This window comes from Duganella sp. Root198D2, assembly GCF_001428585.1.
In the GTDB taxonomy this organism is placed as follows: domain Bacteria; phylum Pseudomonadota; class Gammaproteobacteria; order Burkholderiales; family Burkholderiaceae_D; genus Rugamonas.
In genome coordinates this window covers 125112-141535 of the sequence record NZ_LMIC01000051.1, presented here as the reverse complement: position 1 = coordinate 141535, position 16424 = coordinate 125112, and the positions used below count along the sequence as shown (strand labels likewise).

The 16424-nt window shown below is 64.9% G+C and carries 16 protein-coding genes; 15 read left to right on the top strand and 1 reads right to left on the bottom strand.

All coding sequences use genetic code 11. The features are described from left to right. The first annotated feature begins 23 nt into the window (after positions 1-23). From cpaB to ASE26_RS28915, 11 genes are read left to right on the top strand one after another with little or no spacing between them, the layout of a single operon-like run. Positions 24-872, top strand: a complete 849-nt coding sequence (gene cpaB, locus ASE26_RS28965) for a Flp pilus assembly protein CpaB (RefSeq protein WP_055936006.1) — start codon at positions 24-26, stop codon at positions 870-872. A gap of 13 nt (positions 873-885) precedes the next feature. Next, positions 886-2457 carry a type II and III secretion system protein family protein gene (locus ASE26_RS28960; RefSeq protein WP_057247381.1) on the top strand — a complete coding sequence of 524 codons (1572 nt, stop codon included), beginning with the start codon at positions 886-888 and terminating at the stop codon, positions 2455-2457. A 9-nt stretch (positions 2458-2466) separates the two neighbouring features. Beyond that, on the top strand, positions 2467-2742 hold the full coding sequence (locus ASE26_RS28955) for a hypothetical protein (RefSeq protein WP_057247380.1): 276 nt from the start codon (positions 2467-2469) through the stop codon (positions 2740-2742). 9 nt (positions 2743-2751) lie between these two features. Continuing rightward, positions 2752-4335 carry a pilus assembly protein TadG-related protein gene (locus tag ASE26_RS28950; RefSeq protein WP_055935997.1) on the top strand — a complete coding sequence of 528 codons (1584 nt, stop codon included), beginning with the start codon at positions 2752-2754 and terminating at the stop codon, positions 4333-4335. Between the two features lie 5 nt (positions 4336-4340). Then, positions 4341-4799, top strand: a complete 459-nt coding sequence (locus tag ASE26_RS28945) for a TadE/TadG family type IV pilus assembly protein (protein ID WP_055936433.1) — start codon at positions 4341-4343, stop codon at positions 4797-4799. A gap of 7 nt (positions 4800-4806) precedes the next feature. Further along, positions 4807-5334, top strand: coding sequence for a TadE/TadG family type IV pilus assembly protein (locus ASE26_RS28940; protein ID WP_057247379.1), 528 nt, complete (start codon positions 4807-4809; stop codon positions 5332-5334). Positions 5335-5342: 8 nt separating this feature from the next. Next, positions 5343-6503, top strand: coding sequence for an AAA family ATPase (locus tag ASE26_RS28935; protein WP_055935990.1), 1161 nt, complete (start codon positions 5343-5345; stop codon positions 6501-6503). A 34-nt stretch (positions 6504-6537) separates the two neighbouring features. After that, positions 6538-7911, top strand: a complete 1374-nt coding sequence (locus ASE26_RS28930) for a CpaF family protein (RefSeq protein WP_082507536.1) — start codon at positions 6538-6540, stop codon at positions 7909-7911. Positions 7912-7914: 3 nt separating this feature from the next. Beyond that, positions 7915-8892 (top strand): type II secretion system F family protein, encoded by a 978-nt coding sequence (locus ASE26_RS28925; RefSeq protein ID WP_055935986.1) that lies wholly within the window; start codon positions 7915-7917, stop codon positions 8890-8892. Positions 8893-8904: 12 nt separating this feature from the next. Beyond that, positions 8905-9864 (top strand): type II secretion system F family protein, encoded by a 960-nt coding sequence (locus ASE26_RS28920; protein WP_055935983.1) that lies wholly within the window; start codon positions 8905-8907, stop codon positions 9862-9864. A gap of 12 nt (positions 9865-9876) precedes the next feature. Beyond that, a complete protein-coding gene (locus ASE26_RS28915; protein ID WP_055935981.1) occupies positions 9877-11211 on the top strand; it encodes a LytR C-terminal domain-containing protein in 1335 nt (444 codons plus the stop codon). Here the strand turns inward: ASE26_RS28915 and ASE26_RS28910 are convergent. Beyond that, a complete protein-coding gene (locus ASE26_RS28910; RefSeq protein WP_055935978.1) occupies positions 11208-12641 on the bottom strand; it encodes a PLP-dependent aminotransferase family protein in 1434 nt (477 codons plus the stop codon). The two genes, ASE26_RS28915 and ASE26_RS28910, sit on opposite strands and share 4 nt — an antisense overlap. 120 nt (positions 12642-12761) lie before the next feature. Between ASE26_RS28910 and ASE26_RS28905 the strand changes: the two genes are divergently transcribed. From ASE26_RS28905 to ASE26_RS28890, 4 genes are all read left to right on the top strand, one after another. Beyond that, positions 12762-13739, top strand: coding sequence for a threonine dehydratase (locus tag ASE26_RS28905; protein ID WP_055935976.1), 978 nt, complete (start codon positions 12762-12764; stop codon positions 13737-13739). Continuing rightward, on the top strand, positions 13736-14668 hold the full coding sequence (locus tag ASE26_RS28900; RefSeq protein WP_082591503.1) for a DMT family transporter: 933 nt from the start codon (positions 13736-13738) through the stop codon (positions 14666-14668). Before ASE26_RS28905 ends, ASE26_RS28900 begins: the two co-directional genes overlap by 4 nt. Before the next feature lie 68 nt (positions 14669-14736). Continuing rightward, positions 14737-15198, top strand: coding sequence for a RidA family protein (locus ASE26_RS28895; protein ID WP_055935973.1), 462 nt, complete (start codon positions 14737-14739; stop codon positions 15196-15198). A gap of 19 nt (positions 15199-15217) precedes the next feature. Then, entirely contained in the window at positions 15218-16411 is a 1194-nt protein-coding gene (locus tag ASE26_RS28890; RefSeq protein ID WP_055935969.1) for a PLP-dependent aminotransferase family protein, read from the top strand. Positions 16412-16424: the final 13 nt, after the last annotated feature.

Here is a 16424-nt window from a genome sequence, read left to right as displayed (position 1 = left end):
GCCAAGGACGCAAGGGGATAATCATGAGGAACACACGAGCAATGATCATGATGGTGGTAGCCATCGCCCTGGCCTTCGTGGCCGTTGTGGTGGCGGCGCGCTGGATCAGCGCGCAAGCCAGCGGTACCACCGCCAAGGTGGCCGTAGCGCAAGTGGACATCAGCCTGGGCGCGCGCATCACGCCCGACATGGTGCGGCTGGTCGACTGGCCCGCTTCGGTGCAGCCACCGGGCGCAATCAAGGACGACAAGGCACTGGAGTCGCGCGTCACCCGCACCAGCATTACACGCGGCGAGCCGATCCTGGAAGGCAAGCTGGCGCCACCGGGCACCCTGGGCGGGCTGTCGGCGGTGGTGGCCGAAGGCAAGCGCGCCATGACGGTGCGGGTCAACGACGTGGTGGGCGTGGCCGGCTTTGCCCTGCCCGGCAACTACGTCGACATCCTGGTCAACACCCAGGAAGAAGGCCAGCGCACCCAGACCAAGGACCCGACCATCTCCAAGATCGTGCTGGAACGCATCCTGGTGCTGGCCGTGGCGCAGGAATCTTCACGCGACGAAACGAAGCCGAAAGTGGTCAATGCGGTGACGCTGGAGCTGACCCCGGAGCAAGTGGAAAAGCTGGACCTGGCGCGCAGCGTCGGCAGCCTGTCGCTGGTGCTGCGCAACCAGGTCGACCCGAATCCCGCCCTGACCACCGGCGCCACCAAGACCACACTGCTGGGCGCCGCCGCGCCGGAGCCGGCAGCAAAGGTGGCAGCCGCAGCCCCGGCACCGAAGCCCCTGCCAATCCGCAAAGTGGCCACCGTACCGCCACCGGGCGTGAAAGTGGAAATGATCAAAGGTCTGGACCGCAGCAGCCAACAATTCTGATACGGAGCTACTCATGAAAAGGTTAAGCACCGCTGTACCGAGCATCCTGGGCGCCCTGCTGGTCTTGCCCTCCCTGCTCACGCCGGCCGCCGCCCAGGTGGGTGCCGAAGCAGCCGTCGTGGCACAACAGCCGAAGATGAAGGCCAAGGGCAGCAGCGCGCCCGGCAAGAAAGCGGACGCGGCGCTGCCGCCTGCGCTGCCGGAAGGCCGCACCGAGCTGGCGCCGGCCATGCAGCTGGCCGAAGGCAAATCCAGCATCGTGCGCCTGCAGCACCCGGCGGCACGGGTGGCGGTGGGCGATGCGCGCATTGCCGACGTGATCCTGCTCAACCAGCGCGAAGTGTATATGCTGGGGCGCACCGTCGGCACCACCAACCTGATCGTGTGGCAAAAGACCGGTGACACCGTGATTGCCGACCTGACCGTCAGCGCCGACACGGCCACCCTGCAGGCCGGCATCGACAAGCTGACCGGCCAGGCCGGCATGGTCAAGGTGAGCGCAGCAGCCGACTCCATCATGCTGAGCGGCACCGTACCGGACGTAGTGATGGCCGAACACGTGCTGCAGATGGCCAATGCTTTCGTCACACGCCAGCGCCCCACCGGCGGCGGCCCTGGCAGCGGCTCTTCCGCGCCGGCCGGCTCCAGCTCGCAGCCGGCGGCCAGCGGCGAAGGCGGCATATCGCTCAAGGTCATCAATATGCTGAGCGTTGCAGCGCCACAGCAGGTCATGCTGGAAGTAAAAGTCGCGGAAGTCTCGAAAAGCCTGGTCGACCAGCTCGGCGCGAGCATCGGCCTCAATCACACTATTGGCAACTGGACCTATACCCTGCTGTCGAACCTGTTGACCGGCAATCCGTCGCTGGCCAGTGCCTTCAAAAGCACCAACGGCAATTCCTTCACCATCGATGCCCAGAAGCGCGATGGCCTGGTGAAGATGCTGGCTGAACCTAATCTGATGGCCATCAGTGGCCAGGAGGCAAGTTTCCTCGCCGGCGGCAAGATCTTCATCCCGGTCGCCTCTACCCCCGATGGCGGCGGCTTCACCCGCGTCACGCTGGAAGAGAAGGAATTCGGCGTGGCTGTGCGCTTCACGCCGACCGTGCTGGGCGACGGCCGCATCAACCTGAAAGTGGCGCCGGAAGTGTCTGAACTGAACAAGGAAGGCGTCGGCATCTCGGCCTCCGGTGTCAACGGCACGGCCATCCTGCCTTCGTTCACCACACGCCGCGCCGCGACCACGGTGCAGCTGTTCGACGGCCAGAGCTTCGCCATCGGTGGCCTGATCAAGAATAATACGAGCACCAATATCAAGGCCGTGCCGGGGCTGGGCGAAATCCCGGTGCTGGGCGCCTTGTTCCGCTCCAACGACTTCCAGACCGACCGCACCGAACTTGTGTTCGTGATTACGCCACACCTGGTCAAACCGCTGCCGCCCGACTTCGCCAACAACCTGCCGACGTCGAACGTGACGGACCCTGGCCGCGCGGAACGCATCTTCAACGGCAAAATGGAAGGCGAGCCGCCGCAGAACAAAAACCAGAAACAACCTGCCCAGAAGTCGGGCGGATTCGACTTGAACTAGGAGGCCATCATGAACCATCATTTCCTGCGCGCTGCCGGCACCGCCCTGCTGCCGCTCACCCTGGCCGCCTGCGTGGTGCCAGCGCCCAACGTCGACCGCAATCTCGGCATGGCCACTACCGATATGCGCAATGCGCAAATCATGAACCCCGGCGCCGATCGCAATATGGCGGCGCCCATGGGGCTGGACGGGCCGGCTTCCAAGGCCGCTTACGACCAGTACGTGAAGTCCTTCAAAGCGCCTGAAAAGAACACCAACACCTTCCTGATCGGCGTCGGCCGCTAGGAGACTGCCATGGCCCAGCACACCCTCAAGCATCACCAGCAAAGCGGCGCAGTCGCCGTAATGTCTGGCCTGCTGCTCATGCTCGTCCTGATCCCGGTCAGCGGCCTGGTGCTGGACCTTGGCCACCTGTACATAGTCAAGACCGAGCTGCAGAACCTGGCCGACGCCGCAGCCCTGGCCGGCGGCAAGGACCTGGACAACACCGACGCGGGCCTGAACAAGGCCGTGGCGTCGGGCAAAGCGCTGGCGCTGAAGAACCGCTACGACTTCGGCGGCACGCTGACGCTGGAAGATGCCAACTTCCGCTTCGCCGCCAGCCCGGACGGCCCCTGGTACACGCTGGCGCAAAGCCTGGGCAACGCCACCGGCCGCACCTTCGTCGAAGTCGATACGCGGGTCGGTGGTACGGGCGGCGCCGCGCAATCGATCAATACCTGGCTGATGCGCATCGCCGGCGACAACAGCACCTCCACTTATGGCTGGGCGGTGGCCGGGCGCTTCGTCAACACGGTGACGCCGGTCGGCATCTGCGCCATCGACCCGAGCCGCCGCACCGACAACTATGACTACGGCAGCTTTACCGAAGTGGTCGAATTCGGCTTCCGCCGCGGCGTGTCGTACAACGTGTTCGACCTGGGATCACTGGGCGGCGCCACTTCCGACCCGTACCAGATCAATCCAGTGAACTCGCCGCCAAACGGCTGCGTCCCGGCCAATTCGTCGACCAATGTCGTCGAGCCATTTATCTGCGTCGGCAACAGCGCGGTACTGCCGACGGGCATCGGCCAGGTGTACACCAATACCGGCGTCTCGGCCACGCTGGAAAACGCGTTCAACTCGCGCTTCAACGATTACTCGGGCGGCTCCAAGTGCGATCCGGCCACGGCGCCGCCCGACATCAACGTGAAAGAGTACATCTCAGGCAGCGGCGAAGCGCCGGCCGCCTGGCAGGATACCGGCGGCACCGCCCTGCCCAGCCAGCAGTCGATCAGCACCAGCGGCAGCCCGAAATTGCCGCAATACTCGCTGCCCTCGGAAGCCAGGGCCAGCGCCACCCCGGCCAATGTCTGGCCGAGCACGGTCTCTACGCGCGTGGCAACGCCAACGCCGTATAGCGAACACGGGGTGCTGTGGTCTTACACGCCAGCCATCCAGGCCAACGGCAGCACCGAGGTCACGCCGGCCCAGGCCAACGGCACCATCGGCAGCAATGTCATCGGCACCGACAAGCTGATGTACGGATTGAAAGGCAGCGCCACCGACTACATCAGCGCCGCCACCTACCCCACCAGTGTCGGTGCCGGGTTCACCTCGCAGCACGCAGCGCCTTACAACCAGGCCAGCGGCCCGACTTTCCTGGCGCCGGCCGGCCGCCCCGGGGTCGAGGATCGCCGCATCCTGAACATCGTCCTGATCGACTGCCGCACCCCACCTGTGGGCAGCGCGTCCTGCGGCGTCATGAACGTGGTCGGCATCGGCAAGTTCTTCATGCAGCGCAAGGCCGACCTCGGCGGCTCGCCGAAGAAGCTGTGGGTCGAATTCACCGGCCTGGTGGAACCAGTGCCGTCGTCCGAAGTCAAACTGTACAAGTGAGCGCCATGCGAACCTGCCCTTCAACCAAGCAATCCGGCGCCGCCCTGGTCGAATTTGCGCTGGTGGTGACCATCCTGTTCCTGCTGCTGGCGGGAACCTATGAATTCGGCCGTGCCTTCGCCTACTACGACGCCCTGAGCAAGGCCACGCGCGACGGCGCCCGCTATATGAGCGTGGCGAAAAAAGCCGGCATCAGCTCCAGCTCGGTCAGCAACGCCAAGGATATCGTGGTCGCCGCTGCCAACGCCGCCAAGGTGCCGGGTTTCGCACGCAGCAACGTAGTGGTCACGTGCCTGGATGCCTCGTACAACGACAGCTCCTGCATCGACGGCACCGCCCCGGGCGGGGTACGGGTCGAGATCAGCGGCTACGCCATCAACATCGGCCAGACCATACCGCTCGTCGGCAACTCGGTGCGGCTGATCAACCTGACCCCGCGCACCACCATGCGCTATATGCTGTGAGGATGCCATGCGAACCCCAGCCCGCCCCAGCCTGAAGCGCCAGACCGGCGCCGCGATCGTGGAGTTTGCCATCATCGGCGCGCTGCTGCTGGCCTTCATCTACGCCATTTTCGAGTTCGGGCGCATGATGTTCGTGTATAACTCGATGCAGGAAATCAGCCGCCGCGGCGCGCGCGAAGCGACCGTACGCTGGGTTTCCGACAGCGCCACCATCAAGAGCCTCGCGCTGTTCGGCGCCAGCACCTTGCCGGGCGGTCCGGAAATCACCAATGCCAACATTTTTATCCGCTACCTGCGCTCGAATGGCGTGGATACGGTCAGCGCCGTCCCGCTCGACGCCGGCGACAACCTGGCCGCCTGCAACGACATCACCCGCGCCACGGAATGCATTGTGTACGTCGAAGTATCGGTCAAGAATGTCGAATACCGGCCGCTGATCTTCAAAGCCGGCGCCGTCACCGCGTCGCGCCCGCTGAACGCCATGCCGGAAGCCACCACCGTCGTCTACGCCGAAAGCCTCGGCTTTACCAATTGAGTGATGCCATGAAGATCACAGCCATCTCCAGCAACGATAAGCAACTATTCGAAATCGCCCGCATCCTGCGCGAACGCAGCCAGACCGACCAGGTCGACGTGCTGCCGGGCCTGCTGGACAAGCTGCCGCGCTTCGACGGCATGGGTCCGGACCTGCTGCTGGTAGCCCAGCCGCTGCTCAATGGCGACGACCTCGATCGCCTGGAAACGCTCAGCGTGCAGCACCCGGACATGGCGATCATCGTCGCCTGCACCCAGCAGACGCCCGACTTCCTGATGCAGGCGATGCGCGCCGGCGTGCGCGAGGTGATGCCGCTCCCGCTCGACGGCGCCGCGCTGCAGGCGGCGGTGCGCCGCCTCGACGAAAAGCGCAACTTCAGCGCCCGCTCGCTGGGCAAGGTGCTGGCCTTCATTTCCTGCAAGGGCGGCAGCGGCGCCACCTTCCTGGCCGCCAACCTGGGCTATGCGCTGGCCGCGGCCGAAGGCAAGAAAGTGGCGCTGTTCGACTTCAACCTGCAGTTCGGCGACGCTTCCCTGTTCGTCTCCGACCAGCGTCCTGCCGCCAGCGTGGCCAGCGTGGCGCAGCAGATGCACCGCCTCGACGCTTCGCTGCTGTTTTCCAGCATGGTACAGGTGACCCCGAATTTCCACGTACTGGCAGCGCCGGACGACCCGACCCAGGCCAACGACGTGCATCCCGAGCACGTCGACGCCCTGCTGCGCCTGGCGCGCCAGCACTATGACTTCGTACTGCTTGATATCGGACGCAGCCTGGATGCCGTCTCGGTGCGCGCCCTCGACCAGGCCGATATGATTTTCCCCATCCTGCAAGCCACGCTGCCGTATATCCGCGACGGCAAGCGGCTGCTGCAGGTGTTCCGTTCGCTGGACTATCGGAAGGACAAGATCCACCTGATCGTCAATCGCCATTCGAACAGCGGCGACATCCGCCTGCGCGACTGCGAGCAAGCCTACGGCATGGAAATGTTCCGCACCATCCCGAACCACTACGAAGCAGCCGCCGCCTCGGTCAACCAGGGCGTGCCGATCCTGCAGCTGCAGCGCGCCAGCCCGATTTCCAAGGCATTGCAGGACCTGGCGCGTACCCTGGCCGGCGACAGCAGTAGCGAGTCGCGCGGCTGGTTGTCACGCATCCTCCAGCGCGCATAGCCCCGCGCCCCCAGCCCAGCCCATGGAGCCGATCATGCAGATCCCTACCCCGAACCTCCGCAACCGCCTTGGCACGACGCCGCCCCTCAACGGCAACATCGCCGCCCTGCGCACTTCCGAAGCGATCGACAACCGCGCCTACCAGCAGCTCAAGCACCGTATCCACCAGACGCTGCTGGACCGGGTCGACCTGGAGAGCATGCAGCGCCTGACCCAGGACCAGATCCGCGACGAGCTGAAGATCCTGGTCGAGCGCCTGCTCGAAGAGAACATGGTGGTGATCAACGACAGCGAGCGGCGCAACCTGACACGCGACATCCAGTATGAAGTGCTGGGCTTCGGCCCGCTGGAACCGCTGCTGGCCGACCCCAATGTGTCGGACATCCTGGTGAACGGGGCGCGCCAGGTATACGTCGAGCGCAAAGGCTGCCTGGAGCTGACGTCCATTACCTTCAATGACGACTCGCACCTGATGAAGATCATCGACAAGATCGTGTCGCGTGTGGGCCGCCGCATCGACGAATCGAGCCCGATGGTCGATGCGCGCCTGCCGGACGGATCGCGCGTCAATGCCATCATCCCGCCGCTGGCCATCGACGGCCCGGTGCTGTCGATCCGCCGTTTTTCGGCCGACCCGCTGGGCATGACGGAACTGGTCAGCTTCAACTCGATGACCGAAGCCATGGCCACCATCCTGCAGGCGCTGGGCAAGAGCAAGGTCAACATCCTGATCTCGGGCGGCACCGGCTCCGGCAAGACCACCATGCTGAACGCGATCTCCGGCTACATCAACCACAGCGAGCGCATCGTCACCATTGAAGACGCCGCTGAACTGCAGCTGCAGCAACCGCATATCGTGCGCCTGGAAACGCGCCCGCCGAATATCGAAAACAAGGGCGAGGTGACGCAGCGCGCCCTGGTGCGCAACGCCCTGCGCATGCGCCCCGACCGCATCATCCTGGGCGAGGTGCGCGGCGCCGAAGCGCTGGACATGCTGCAGGCCATGAACACAGGCCACGAAGGATCGATGGCCACCATCCACGCCAACACCCCGCGCGATGCGCTGACCCGGCTGGAAAACATGATCAGCATGGGCGCCGCCGGCCTGCCGGTGAAAGCGATGCGCCAGCAGATCTCTTCCGCCATCGGCGTGGTGGTACAGGTGGCGCGCCTGACCGACGGCAAGCGCAAGCTGATGTCGATCCAGGAAATCACCGGCATGGAAGGTGAAATGATCACCATGCAGGAAATCTTCTGCTTCAAGCAGACCAGCGTCGGCACGGACGGTTCGGTGCAGGGCTTCTTCAGTGCCACCGGCGTGCGGCCGCGCTTCAGCGAACGCCTGCGCACCTTCGGCGTTACCCTGGCCGACGACATGTTCGACCCAACCGTACAAAAGAGGATGTAAGCCATGGACTACCTCTATTACGTAACCGGCATCCTGGTCTTCCTGGCCGTGGTGCTGCTGATCGAAGGCATGTACCTGACCTGGAATTCGGCCAAGGGGCCGGAAGCGGAACGGGTGGCGCGGCGGCTGCGCATGATGTCGGCCGGCACTCATGCCGGCGGCGAAAGCGCTTCGATGATCAAGAAGCGCCTGCTCAGCGAAACCCCGGCCTTCCAGCGCCTGCTGCTGCAGATGCCGCGTGTCAGCCAGCTTGACCGGCTGCTGGAGCAATCCGGCATCACCTGGACAGTGTCGGACATGATCGTGCTGTCGCTGATCTGCCCGGTTCTGGTGGGCGGCCTGGGCCTGTTCCTGCGCCTGCCGCTGTACCTGGTGCTGCCTTTGATGGCGCTCTCGATCTTCATCCCGCTGCTGCTGGTGCTGAGCGCCAAAAGCAAGCGCCTGGCCAAGGTCGACCACCAGTTGCCGGACGCGCTGGACCTGATCGGGCGCGCACTGCGCGCCGGCCACGCCTTCCCGACGGCGATGAAGATGGTGGGCGACGAAATGAACGCACCGATCGCCGATGAATTCAAGGCCACTTTCGACGAGGTCAATTTCGGCATCTCGATGAACGACGCGCTGATGAACCTGGCCACCCGCGTGCCAAGCACCGACCTGCGCTACTTCGTGATCGCGGTCATGATCCAGCGCGAGACTGGCGGCAACCTGGCCGAACTGCTGGACAACATCAGCAAGATCGTGCGCGAGCGCATCAAGCTGCTGGGGCAGATCCGCGTGCTGTCGGCCGAAGGCCGCATGTCGGCCTGGGTGCTTGGCCTGCTGCCGTTTGCCGCGGCGCTGATGATCCAGATCACCAACCCCAGCTTCCTGGCCGTACTGTACACCGACCCGGCCGGGCAGAAAATGGTCGCAGGGGCACTGACCATGATGTTCCTCGGGGTGCTGGCAATGCGCAAGATCATCCGGATTCGCGTCTAGCGGGAGACTGACATGAGCATCCTTCAAATGGCTTTCCTGGCCCTGGTATTCCTGCTGGTGTTCGGCACCGCCTACGTCGTCATGCTGCGCTTCAGCGGCAATCCGGTGCAGGGCCGGCTGCAGCAGGTTACCGACCTGCCCAGCGCCTCGCGCCGGCGCGAGCGCATCAGCCCCACCCTGCTGTCGCGCATCGCAGCCTGGCTGGCGCCGGTCGCCAAGCTGTCCGGCGGCGAAAGCGAGGAATGGGAGAAATCGGCGCTGCGCACGCGCTTCATGAATGCGGGCTTGCGCCATGCGTCCATGGGCCCCTTGTACTTTGCCGCCAAGACGGCGCTGGCCATCATCCTGCCGCTGGCGCTGTATGCCTCGCTGGTGCTGGCGAACTCCCGCATGTCCGGCAATGGCTTGATGTTCTGGCTGCTGCTGGCGGCGGCACTGGGCTACTACCTGCCGAACTTCGTGCTGCGCTGGGCGGTCAACCGCCGCCAGCTGGAGGTTTTCGAATCCTTCCCTGACGCGCTGGACCTGATGACCGTCTGCGTCGAGGCAGGCCTGGCGATGGATGCCGCCCTGCTGCGCGTGGCCGACGAAATCGGCATCAAGAGCCCGATCCTGGCCGATGAACTGAACCTGGTGACGCTCGAACTGCGTGCCGGCCTGTCCAAGGAACGCGCCCTGCGCAACCTGGCGCTGCGTACCGGCGTGGAAGACGTGGATGCACTGGTGGCGATGCTGATCCAGGCCGAACGCTTCGGCACCAGCATCGCCGATTCGCTGCGCGTGCAGTCCGAACAGTTGCGCACGCGGCGCCGCCAACGCGCCGAAGAAGCTGCCGCAAAGATTTCGCTGAAACTGCTGTTCCCGTTGATCTTCTTCATCTTCCCATCGCTGCTGGTGGTGTTGATGGGGCCTGCCTTTATCTCGATTTACCGCGTCCTGCTGCCAACCATGGGCGGCACCGACGCTGGCTAGAAAGGAATTGCCATGATCAAGCTCAAGCCAATCGCCTTGGCCGCAGTCGGCTGCGGCCTACTCTCGGCATGCAGCGCTCCGCCTCAATCGCGTCCGCTGGCCCTGCAGCCTGTGGTGCGCGGCGACATGCCGGGCAACCAGGCCGCCAGCTGGAACCGGCTGGCGCGCTTCCACCACGAGCGCGGCCAACTTGCCCTGGCGCTTGGCGCTTATGCGCAATCGCTGGCCCTCGACGCCAACCAGCTCGAGGCGCGCAATGCGGTAGCGGTGATCGAAGCGCAGCGCGGCGACCTGGAATCGGCACGCACAGCCCTGTTAAAGGTGGTCAATGACTATCCCGGTGAAGCCCAGCCTCACACCAATCTTGGTTATGTGCAGTATCTCATGGGCGACAATGCCGGTGCCGCGCAGACCCTGCGCCGCGCCATGGCACTGGGGGCCGGTGCGAAAGCGTTCCAGAACCTGCAGCTGGCGGAAGCAGCAATGGGGAAGGCGCCTGATCCCGGTGCGCCGCAGCTGTCGGCAGCACCAGCCGCCGCACCAACAGTTGCGCCAGCCGCGCCCGCGCCTTCGGTCCTGGCACCATCCGTTGTAGCCGCGCCCGCGGTGGCGCAGTCCGTCGTAGTGCCAACAAAAGATGCTCCGCCAATGCCCGCCCCGATTCTTGCCGCTTCGGCAGCAGCCGTGCGATCTGTCGAAGCGCCACCGGTGGTAGTGGCAGATGCTGCCAGCCCGAACCTGGCCCTCCTGGCTGAGGCCAACGCGGCACCGGCACCGGCGCGCGCGCCCCGCAAAGAACCGCAACAGCTGACCATCCTGCCGTCCAGCGCTGCGCGCGATGGCGCCAGCCGTATGGAATTGATCCAATTCGCCGGCAACGTATACGAGCTCCGAGCCCGTGTTGCCGACGAGCCGGCAGCCGCGCCGGCCGAATCCGCGGCACCAATCGTCGCCGCCGCCGAAGTGAAACCCGCGGTGCAGGCTGCCGTGCCGGCCGCAACGGCCAGCCAGGTGCGCATGGCGCGCCTTGAGGTGTCGAACGGCAACGGCGTCACCGGCATGGCGCGCCGCTTCCGCAGTGTGCTGGGCCAGATGGGGGTTCCAGTTGACCGCCTGAGCAACGCCAAGCCTTACCGGCAGGTGGTGACCATCATCCAGTACAGCCCCGGCTTTGAAAAACAGGCCGCCAGCCTGCAAAAAGCCCTGCAAGGCAAGGTGCAGCTCTCCAGCCAGCAATTGGCAGCCAGCGATCTGCGGCTGGTGCTCGGCAAGGACGCCCGCGCCAGCCTGGCCGCCGCCACCGAAGCGGCGGCGATGTCGATGGTCGCCATGCAGCACAAGGACTAAGCTCCCAGTTCGCGCTGCAGGAAGCGCCAGATCTCCGGCGCCTGCAGCGCAGCTATATTCAGGCGCATGAACTGGGACGGCAGCTGGCTTGGCGAGAACAGGCTGCCCGGCGCCAGCAGCAGGCCCTGCCCCATGGCCTTCTCGGTCAGCACATTGGTGTCGCGCCCCGCATCCACCCACACGAACATGCCCGCAGGCGGCGCGCTGGCGATGCGCATTCCCGTTTTCTCCAGCTGGCGTACGGTGCGCGCGCGCAGGCCGTCAAGGCGCGCACGGATGCGCTCCGTATGCTTGCGGTAGCTGCCTTCGGACAGCACCTTGTGCACCACCCGTTCGCCGATATCGCTGGTGGTCAGCGTCTGCAGCATCTTGCGGTCGGCCAGGCGCAGCGCCATTTCTTCCGAGGTGGCGATAAAGCCGACGCGCAGGTTGGCGGCCATGGTCTTGGAAAAGCCGCCAAGGTAGATCACGCGCTTCAACTGGTCGAGCGCCGCCATGCGGGTCGCGGGCTGCACGCTGCTGCCGGGGTGCAGCTCGCAGTAGATATCGTCTTCCACGATGGTGATGCCGTGTTCCTCCGCGATGCGCAGGATCTGGAAGGCCTTGGCGGCCGACAGCGAAGTTGAACTGGGGTTGTGCAGCACGGAGTTGATCACGTACAGCTTGGGCTTGTGGATCGCGGCCAGTTCGGCCAGTTGCGCAATATCGGGGCCGTCAGCCAGGCGCGGGATGCCGACCACGCGCGCACCCAGTGCGGCGAAAGAGCCGAACATCAGGAACCAGGCGGGATCGTCGACAAACACCGTATCGCCGGGGCGGGTGAATTCACGCGCCACCATGTCCAGCGCCTGCGTCACGCCGGCGGTAGTGACGATCTGCTCCGGCGTGGCGCCGATTTCGAGCTCGGCCAGCTTGTGCTGCAAATGCTGGCGCAGTGGCAGGTAGCCTTGCGGCACGCCGTAATTCAAGAGGATGCTGCTGTGCTGGCGGCTGATGGCGCGCAGCGCATTGCCGATCGCCACCCCATCGAGCCAGTCGGCCGGCAGCACGCCGGTGCCCGGCATGTGCTGGTGCGGCACGGTGCGGAACATATTCCGCACCAGCCATACCACGTCAAGCCCCTGCGTGCCTTCCGGCTGCGCCAGGCCGGGCTCGCGCGTGGCCGGCTGCGGCGCCTGCAGCGGCGCACGGTCGCGGATATAGAAGCCGGCGCCGCGCCGCGATTCCAGGTAGCCGCGCGCAACCAGTTTGTCGTAGGCGCCGACCACCGTGAACGGCGACACGCCGTGCGAGGCGGCGAATTGGCGGATCGATGGCATGCGAGCGCCGGCGCGCAGTACGCGGTCGTCGATGCGGGCGGCAACGCTGCGCACGATCTGGTCGCTGAGCGACTCCCCGCCTTCGCGGCTTAGCAAGATTGTATTGGTCATATCACCATCACAGTGCGTGAAATTATCCGTGCAAGTGTATTGGTACTGTACTGGTTACTTATTCTACGATACACCCATCCCCTTCCAATATCCAGTGCTTAAAGTAAAGGAGCCCGTGCCATGAACCTGCTGCCAACCCGTGCTGAACTCGACGCCGCTGCCACCATCGTCTACGGCGCCATGCCTGCCACGCCGCAGTTTTCGTGGCCGCTGCTGAACGAGGCGCTGGGCACCGAGGCCTGGGTCAAGCACGAGAACCACACGCCGATCGGCGCCTTCAAGGTGCGTGGCGGCCTGGCCTATATGCACCAGCTGATGCAGCGCGAGCCTGGCTTGCAAGGCGTGATCGCCGCCACGCGCGGCAACCATGGCCAGTCAGTGGCATTCGCCGCGCGCCGCCACGGAGTACGCGCCGTGATTGTTGTGCCGCATGGGAACAGCGTGGAAAAGAATGCCGCCGTGCGTGCCCTCGGCGGGGAACTGATCGAGCATGGCGAGGACTTCCAGGCCAGCCATGAATATGCCCAGGCGCTGGCGCGGCGTGAAGGACTGCACATGGTGCCGTCCTGCCACCCGGACGGCGTGGCCGGCGTCGCCAGCTACTGGCTGGAGCTGTTCCATGCGCAGCCGGCGCTCGACACGGTATTCGTGCCGATCGGCCAGGGCTCAGGCTTTTGCGCGGCGATTGCAGCGCGTGAGGCGCTGGGCTTGCGCACCCGCGTGATCGGCGTGGTGTCGGGACATGCAACCGCCTATCTCGATTCCTACCGTGGCGGCGAGTTGCGCGAGGCGCCTTCCACCACCGAACTGGCCGACGGCATGGCCTGCCGACGCCCGCATGCCGGTTCGCTGGAAGTCGTGCAGCGTTACGCGGACGACGTGGTGGCCGTCAGCGATGAAGAGGTGGCGCGCGCGATCCGCCTGTATTACCGGGCTACGCACAACCTGGCCGAAGGCGCGGGAGCGGCGGCGCTGGCGGCGGCCATGCGCCTCAAGCACGATCCGCGCGTGGCGGGCCGCAAGGTGGGTTTGCCGCTGACCGGGGCCAATGTCGATGCGGAGAAGATCATGCGCGTGCTGTCAGAGGTGCTGCCATGACGCCTTATTCACATGATGGCCCGGGTTGGCAGGAGCGCTCCGTGGCGCCCGCCAGCCCGGAAACGCAAGGCACGCTGCTCGGTTTCATCGGCGTCGCCATATTCAGCCTGACGCTGCCCTTCACGCGCCTGGCGGTGGCGGGCCTCGATCCGGTCTTCGTTGCGATGGGGCGCGCCGTGGCAGCTGCTGTACTGGCCCTGTGCTGGCTGCGCTGGAAGCGGGCGCCGTTGCCGACGCGCGCGCAATTGCCAACGCTGTTGGCAGTTACCGTCGGCTGCGTGATCGGGTTTCCGCTATTGACCTCGATCGCCATGCGCACGCTGCCCGCCTCGCACGGCGCAGTGCTGGTCGGCATCCTGCCGCTGGCAACCGCCCTGTTTGCGGCCTTGCGCGGCCACGAACGGCCTTCGCTGGGTTTCTGGTGCATGGCGGCGGCAGGCAGCGCCCTGGTGGTTGGCTTTGCGCTGCACCAGTCCGGCGGCGGACTGCACGCGGCCGACCCGGCAGTTTTCGCGGCCGTGGCGCTGGCCGCCATGGGTTATGCCGAAGGCGGCCGCCTGTCGCAGACCATGGGCGGCGAACAGGTGATCGGCTGGGCGCTCGTGCTGTCATTGCCGCTGGCCGCGCCGGCCACTGCCTGGCTGCTGCGGCGCGACTGGCAAAGCATTGCCGCCGCACCAGCCAGCGCCTGGCTGGGCTTCAGCTACGTCTCCGTATTTTCCATGTTCATCGGCTTCTTTTTCTGGTACCGCGGCATGGCGCTGGGGGGCGTGGCAAGGGTCGGACAGGTGCAGCTGGCACAGCCCGGATTATCGTTGGTGGCCGCTACCGTGATCCTGAACGAAACTTTGCATATTGAGCATATTCTGTTCACTTTTGCCGTAATTGCCGTTGTCGGCGCAGGAAAACGCATGAAAGTGGACCGTTGACCGTGACGAATTCGGCAACGCGCAGAGTACAATAACGACTTCACGGAACCATTTTTCTTGGAAATCACATGTCTGTCTACGAAAAACTGAAGTCGCTCGATATCACCCTGGCCGCGCCAGCCGCACCGGTAGCCGCCTACGTCATGCACGTACAATCCGGTAACCAGGTGTTCCTGTCGGGCCACATCGCCAAGAAAGCCGACGGTACCCCATGGGTTGGCCAGCTGGGCAAGAATATCTCGACCGAAGAAGGCAAACAGGCAGCACGCTCGATCGCCATCGCCATGATGGGCACCCTGCAGGAAGCCTGCGGCGGCGACCTGACCCGCGTCAAGCGCATCGTCAAGGTCATGAGCCTGGTGAATTCCACCCCCGACTACACCGAACAGCACCTGGTCACCAACGGTTGCTCCGAGCTGCTGGGCGAAGTGTTCGGCGACGCCGGCAAGCACGCCCGTTCCGCTTTTGGCGTGGCGCAGATCCCGCTTGGCTCCTGCGTTGAAATTGAACTGATCGCCGAAATCGCTTAACCCCCGCTAGAGATTGAATATGAAAATCGAGAACCAGAACCCATTGCAGTGGAACTTCTCCGAGCGTGCCAAAGGCATGCAGGCGTCCTTCATCCGTGAAATCCTGAAGGTCACCCAGCAGCCGGAGATCACTTCCTTCGCCGGCGGCCTGCCATCGCCAGCCACTTTCCCGGTGGAGATCATGAAGGCAGCCTACGACAAAGTACTGTCGACCAATGGCAAAGTCGCCCTGCAATACGGTCCGACCGACGGCTACATGCCGCTGCGCCAGTGGATCGCCGATTCGCTGTCCCAGAACGGCGCCAAGATCTCGCCGGAACAGGTGCTGATGGTGTCCGGTTCGCAGCAGGCGCTGGACCTGATCGGCAAGGTGCTGATCGACGAAGGCAGCAAAGTGCTGGTCGAGACCCCGTCCTACCTGGGCGCGCTGCAGGCATTCTCGGTGTACCGTCCTGAATTCCATTCGGTTCCGTCCGACGAACAAGGCCTGATCCCGTCCTCGCTGGACGCCATCGCGGATGGCGCGCGCCTGCTGTACGCGCTGCCTAACTTCCAGAACCCGACCGGCCGTTCGCTGTCCGTGGCACGCCGCCAGGAGCTGGTGGAAACCTGCGCCCGCCTGAACCTGCCGCTGATCGAAGATGATCCATACGGCGCGCTGTCCTATACCGGCCAGCCGAGCCCGAAAATGATCGCCATGAATCCGGAAGGCGTGATCTACATGGGTTCCTTCTCCAAGGTGCTGACCCCCGGCATCCGCCTGGGCTATGTCGTGGCTCCGCTGCCGATGGTGCGCCGCCTGGAACTGGCCAAGCAGGCAGCCGACCTGCACACCGCGCAACTGACCCAGATGGTGGTGCACGAAGTGGTGAAGGACGGCTTCCTGGACAAGCACATCCCGACCATCCGCGAACTGTACGGCAACCAGTGCAAGGCCATGCTGGACGCCATGGACCAGCACTTCCCGAAGGAAGCCACCTGGACCAAGCCGGACGGCGGCATGTTCATCTGGGTCGAGCTGCCAAAGCACATCAACGCGATGGAGCTGCTGGACGAAGCGATCAAGAACAAGATCGCTTTCGTGCCGGGCGCACCGTTCTACGCCAACGAGCCGGCCACCAACACCCTGCGCCTGTCCTTCGTGACCGTGCCGCCGGAGCGCATCCACGCCGGCATTGAAGTGCTGGGCAAGCTGATCAAAGCCCGCATGTAAGCCAAGCCTGCGC

What these genes read in the sequence shown, in the direction of transcription:
- cpaB (WP_055936006.1), top strand. Translation starts at nt 24, where the DNA reads ATGAGGAACACACGAGCAATGATCATGATGGTGGTAGCCATCGCCCTG.
- ASE26_RS28960 (WP_057247381.1), top strand. Translation starts at nt 886, where the DNA reads ATGAAAAGGTTAAGCACCGCTGTACCGAGCATCCTGGGCGCCCTGCTG.
- ASE26_RS28955 (WP_057247380.1), top strand. Translation starts at nt 2,467, where the DNA reads ATGAACCATCATTTCCTGCGCGCTGCCGGCACCGCCCTGCTGCCGCTC.
- ASE26_RS28950 (WP_055935997.1), top strand. Translation starts at nt 2,752, where the DNA reads ATGGCCCAGCACACCCTCAAGCATCACCAGCAAAGCGGCGCAGTCGCC.
- ASE26_RS28945 (WP_055936433.1), top strand. Translation starts at nt 4,341, where the DNA reads ATGCGAACCTGCCCTTCAACCAAGCAATCCGGCGCCGCCCTGGTCGAA.
- ASE26_RS28940 (WP_057247379.1), top strand. Translation starts at nt 4,807, where the DNA reads ATGCGAACCCCAGCCCGCCCCAGCCTGAAGCGCCAGACCGGCGCCGCG.
- ASE26_RS28935 (WP_055935990.1), top strand. Translation starts at nt 5,343, where the DNA reads ATGAAGATCACAGCCATCTCCAGCAACGATAAGCAACTATTCGAAATC.
- ASE26_RS28930 (WP_082507536.1), top strand. Translation starts at nt 6,538, where the DNA reads ATGCAGATCCCTACCCCGAACCTCCGCAACCGCCTTGGCACGACGCCG.
- ASE26_RS28925 (WP_055935986.1), top strand. Translation starts at nt 7,915, where the DNA reads ATGGACTACCTCTATTACGTAACCGGCATCCTGGTCTTCCTGGCCGTG.
- ASE26_RS28920 (WP_055935983.1), top strand. Translation starts at nt 8,905, where the DNA reads ATGAGCATCCTTCAAATGGCTTTCCTGGCCCTGGTATTCCTGCTGGTG.
- ASE26_RS28915 (WP_055935981.1), top strand. Translation starts at nt 9,877, where the DNA reads ATGATCAAGCTCAAGCCAATCGCCTTGGCCGCAGTCGGCTGCGGCCTA.
- ASE26_RS28910 (WP_055935978.1), bottom strand. Translation starts at nt 12,641, where the DNA reads ATGACCAATACAATCTTGCTAAGCCGCGAAGGCGGGGAGTCGCTCAGC.
- ASE26_RS28905 (WP_055935976.1), top strand. Translation starts at nt 12,762, where the DNA reads ATGAACCTGCTGCCAACCCGTGCTGAACTCGACGCCGCTGCCACCATC.
- ASE26_RS28900 (WP_082591503.1), top strand. Translation starts at nt 13,736, where the DNA reads ATGACGCCTTATTCACATGATGGCCCGGGTTGGCAGGAGCGCTCCGTG.
- ASE26_RS28895 (WP_055935973.1), top strand. Translation starts at nt 14,737, where the DNA reads ATGTCTGTCTACGAAAAACTGAAGTCGCTCGATATCACCCTGGCCGCG.
- ASE26_RS28890 (WP_055935969.1), top strand. Translation starts at nt 15,218, where the DNA reads ATGAAAATCGAGAACCAGAACCCATTGCAGTGGAACTTCTCCGAGCGT.